Origin of the sequence: Aquibacillus salsiterrae (genome assembly GCF_028416595.1) — a bacterium.
Classification (GTDB): domain Bacteria; phylum Bacillota; class Bacilli; order Bacillales; family Amphibacillaceae; genus Aquibacillus_A; species Aquibacillus_A salsiterrae.
In genome coordinates this window covers 1-1,428 of the sequence record NZ_JAMQKC010000058.1, presented here as the reverse complement: position 1 = coordinate 1,428, position 1,428 = coordinate 1, and the positions used below count along the sequence as shown (strand labels likewise).

Genomic DNA, 1,428 nt, shown 5'->3' with positions numbered 1-1,428 from the left:
AATATTAAAAATAATTGATTTCAACTTTCCCGTCGGGTATAATGAAACTATGTTTATAAGGGAAACGATTACCAAAAATAAAGCGACAAATAAATCATATAAAAAGCACGTTCTGGTTGAATCTTATCGCACAGAAAAAGGACCTCGCCAACGGGTCGTTATGCAACTCGGTACACTAACCCTTCCGAAATCTGAGTGGAAAAAACTTGCTGCCGCATTGGAAGGCCGTCTGGCCGGTCAAGTTACTATGTTTGAAGATGAGAAGCAAATTGCTGAGGTTGCTGAAACAGCAATGTCCAATTACTCGTTTAACCAGAAAAAAGCGGATGCCAAAGTGGAACGCCAAGCAAAGGCTACTTTTACTTCTGTCGACTTGAATTCTATAAGTACAGCTGAGTCACGTTCACTTGGTCCGGAATTGGTTGGCCATGCAACTTGGCAACAGCTTGAATTCGATCGGTTACTGGGTAACTGTGGTTTTACGCCAGCTGAACAGGCATTGGCTGAGGCTGTTGTCGTGGGGCGCCTTGTGGCGCCATCTAGCGATTTGGCATCCTGGCGCTGGCTGCGGGAAAGAACGGCACTTGTTGAGATGCTCTCCGTCGACCTTTCTGAAATTGGCAAGGATGCAATTTACGAGATTGCCGATCGGTTGCTTGCAAATAAAACCGACATCGAGCACGCTCTTCGCACAAAGGAAGCCGATTTATTTTCGCGTCCAAATCAGGTTTTTCTATATGATTTAACCAATACATACTTTGAAGGTAGTGCCACAAAAAATGAGCTTGCTCATCGGGGAAAGTCCAAAGAGAAACGAATGGATTGTCCACTTGTCACGCTTGCTTTGGTAGTCGATGATGCCGGGTTCCCCATTTTTAGCCAAATTTACGAAGGAAACAAATCCGAACCGGAAACACTTGAAGATATACTCAAGCGTTTGGAAAAAGATGCATCCTTCGAATTGACGGACACTCGTCCCATGATCGCAATGGATCGCGGGATTGCCACCAAAGACAATCTGGTACTAATCAAGGAAATGGGGTTCCCGTATATAGTCGTAGAACGGAGAGCGGTTGAAAAGGAATATGTCGATGAATTCAAAAATGCGAAGAACACATTTAAAAAAATCTCTCCTGGCAAAGACGGGAATAGATCAAAAACATCAGAATCGGTTTACGTCAAAAAGATTCCGATGGAAAACAGCACCCGCGTCCTCTGTCTGAGTGAAGGGCGTGAGAAAAAGGAAATGGCCATGGATGGCCTGAAAGAGCAACGTTTCCTGGATGACTTAAACAGTCTTGCCAATTCGGTTAAAAAAGGGAATGTCCGTCTAGTAGAAAAAGTGGGAATTCGAGTAGGAAGACTGCGAGAACGTTATCCGTCCATTGCCGGGCATTACGATATTCACTTGAATTTAAGTGAAGATGA

Annotated in this window: 1 protein-coding gene; it reads left to right on the top strand. The window is 44.1% G+C overall.

Features of this window, described 5'->3' with window-relative positions:
• A partial coding sequence (locus tag NC799_RS18280; RefSeq protein WP_334313874.1) for an IS1634 family transposase occupies positions 1–1,428 on the top strand: 1,428 nt, incomplete at both ends.